Origin of the sequence: Paracoccus sp. SY, assembly GCF_002901215.1 — a bacterium.
GTDB lineage: Bacteria > Pseudomonadota > Alphaproteobacteria > Rhodobacterales > Rhodobacteraceae > Paracoccus > Paracoccus acridae.
Genome location: NZ_NWMQ01000115.1, coordinates 1 through 2,868, shown reverse-complemented (window position 1 = coordinate 2,868; position 2,868 = coordinate 1). Strand labels below are relative to the sequence as shown.

The following is a 2,868-nucleotide window of genomic DNA, read 5'->3' as shown; positions in this document are numbered from 1 at the left end:
CGCCAGTGTTTTCAGATCCGGCAGCTCACCTGTCTTGGCAGCGAGACGGCTGGCCGTGTTGATGGCCTCCGAGAGCAGATGTTGGCCGAAGTGGGAGGGTGCGTTCATGACACTTCAACCTGTAATGGAATGGTTTCCCAATCGCGCCTAAGGCAGTGCGGGATAAAGCGAAAGAGAAGAAAATTCTTTTCGGGTTCTATGGTTTATATGCCGCATCCCGTCCATTGACGGAGACCGCGCTCCCGGCTCCAGCCGGCTGCGCCGGCCTGCGCCCCGAGCCTGGACCCCTGCCCCTTTTTTGCAGCTTTCTCGCGCCCTCCGTCTCGTCCCGAGCCAGCCTTTACGGGGCTGCAATCGTCGGTTCAGCGGCCCCGTCTCGGCCCGTGCTGGGTGAAGATCGCTTGCGGGGTAGCCCGGTTGTCCAGCCCCGCGCCGGAACGACCTTGAGAGTGGAGGTGGGAGGCTGCAGCAGGCTGTAAGCGAGACCACAGGGATCGAGCAAACAGCCTGTGGTCAACCGTGCGGGCAGTTGGGTGATCCGGTCCAAACCCCCGCCGGTCGGCGAGGGGGACTTTTCATATCGAACTGACTGACCGCTTACCTGACGCTGATCTTTCTTCTTCGTTGAGCTTTGCGACCAAAGCGTCGAACACTTGCCTGACCTCATCGTCTGACATTTCCGTCTCGGCTTTAGGCTCCGACCAACGGATGTCGTGCTGCTCGGGCGAATGGAACATGTCACACCCTCCTTTGCACATGGCGATCCTAGCACGACAAAAGTCGTATGCCAAATTTCCCGTCGTTAGCTTTGTAGGGTGGCACAATCCTGCCGAACCTTCCCACAGGGCGGCTCGCTTGCCTTCGCTCCATGATGGGCGCGTCCAGTTCGCCGCCCTGCAAGGCCCGCCGCCCACAGGGAGGCGGCAGGCTGGATAGCTTCGACCGGAAAAGATGATCGAGGGATCCCCGCAAAGGGCGGGGATAGCCGGCTTAGAGAGCCTTAGGCGGGCAGTAGACTGGGCGCTTGCGCCTTTGTGCCCAATACCTCAAGAGTCCAAAGCCTGACAGCAGCAGCGGCATTCCCGCAGGAAGCGGCACCGGAGCAGGCTGCTGAACCTCGTCGCCAGGCAGGGGACCGTCACCAAGACCTGTGAAGTGCAGTTCGCTCAACCCGTGGAAGCGGTCAGAAAAGACGCTGCCTTCGATGTTGCCTGCAGTGGTCGTCACGCGGCTGCCATCGGCAAGGATGGCGCCCGCAGAGAACTGGGCGTCAAAGATCACATCCTCGAAGCCGATGAAGTTCCACAGCACCTTGCTGGCCGTACTGCCGCCTTGCTGAGCCTTGAAGGTCGAGCCCAGCCGGAACGTCTTGTCAGCCTCGGTTGCACGGACGTTGACCACCACCCAGTCCACGTCGCTGCCAAGGTTGAAGACAAAGTCGCGATCGGCACGGATGTCGGCCTCAGTCAGAGACAGAACACCGATACCATTCAAGAGGCCCGAGATGTTGTAGGTGTTGGTGAGGTCGTGAACCGAACCCTGCCGGACAATGCCGGTTGTCGAGGCCGCCATCGACGCTAGATCGCCTGCATAATTCGAGAGCGCCTGGACATGGCCGGACGGGGCCGAACCCTCAGCATAGGCCGACTTCGATCCACCACCATTCATATTCAGCTTGTCCAAGCCCTGTCCGACTGCAGCGTTTCCACCGCCGTTCACATGGACCTGAGCATCCACTCGTCCCTTGACAACGAACTCGTCAAAGTCGGACGCATCGCCCTTGCCATTCATATAAACGACGCTGCCAAGCTCGACCTTGTAGTCGCCTCCGACAAGGACCCGGCCATCGACGTGGAACCCGGCACTGCCGGTGACATCTCCTTTTGTGATGAGGTTGAACTGCTTGAGCAGATCGGTGGCGCTCAGCGTTGCAGCCTCGCCGCTCGAAACCGCGCCAAGAAGGGAACTAGCGGATGCTAGGACATAAAGAGGGAAACGCACGAAACACCTAACAAAAAACTCACTTTTACCATTACCCACGGGCATGGAATGAGACAACTTGACTAAACAGGCAGGGCTGGTTCCAGGCGCCTTGCTGATCACCTGTTGATGGTGCCGGAAGCCCGCACCCCAGCCTGCCGAAACTCTGCGGTCATTGCTCTCGCAGAACCTTCTGCTTTGTGAGGCTACTGTCGACCTGCTGCAAGGGCCCCCCAGGGCTTTAGGTCCAGTCAACCCGCCAGCTTGGCGTTCTTCATCCAAATGGCATCCGTCCTGTCCTCCAGGCCGCCAAGGCGAAGGCGTCGCATATGATGCGCGTCGAGATCGAAGTCGACCACCTGGATCAGCTGGCCGAGGTGCTGGATGAGGGTAGCGCTGATGTGGTTCTGCTCGACAACATGGACAGCGACACCATGCGCCGCGCGGTGGCAATGGCCGAAAGTCGCGTAGTGGTGGAGGCGTCGGACTCCATGCGCCTGGAGCGCATCGCCGAAGTGGCCGCGACAGGGGTGGACTATATCTCGGTTGGGGCGCTGACGCATTCGGTTCGTGTGCTGGACCTGGGTCTCGACATCTGACGATCGAATACCGTGCCTGCAGCCAGCAACGGCTTGCCAGACCGGACAATACAGAAGGTCGGCGGCACTGAGCTTGACTGCCTGAACCAGAACCCATTGCGCAACCTTGCGGCGCAATGGGGCATCCGATGGGCACCCGGTAAGGGGTTCACTCAGCCGTCCGAGAGGGTCCTGCAGTTCCTGCGGCTGCTTGAGACATCTGCGTGTCCAGATCCGCCTCCGGGCTGCGATCCTTGGGCTCGCCCGGAGCGCTGTGGTCTTGGGCTGCGGGCTCCCTGTCTGCCGCTGC

2 protein-coding genes and 1 pseudogene are annotated in these 2,868 nt (G+C 60.5%); 1 reads left to right on the top strand and 2 read right to left on the bottom strand.

Annotated features, from left to right (window positions below; genetic code table 11):
- Positions 1 to 575 precede the first annotated feature (575 nt).
- Positions 576 to 737, bottom strand: a complete 162-nt coding sequence (locus CK944_RS23485; RefSeq protein ID WP_158248133.1) for a hypothetical protein — start codon at positions 735 to 737, stop codon at positions 576 to 578.
- Between the two features lie 253 nt (positions 738 to 990).
- Positions 991 to 2,103, bottom strand: a complete 1,113-nt coding sequence (locus CK944_RS21895; protein ID WP_146038758.1) for a collagen-binding domain-containing protein — start codon at positions 2,101 to 2,103, stop codon at positions 991 to 993.
- A 161-nt stretch (positions 2,104 to 2,264) separates the two neighbouring features.
- Here CK944_RS21895 and CK944_RS21890 point away from each other — a divergent pair.
- Positions 2,265 to 2,579, top strand: a pseudogene (locus CK944_RS21890) (nicotinate-nucleotide diphosphorylase); the annotation flags it as partial.
- Between the last annotated feature and the right edge of the window lie 289 nt (positions 2,580 to 2,868).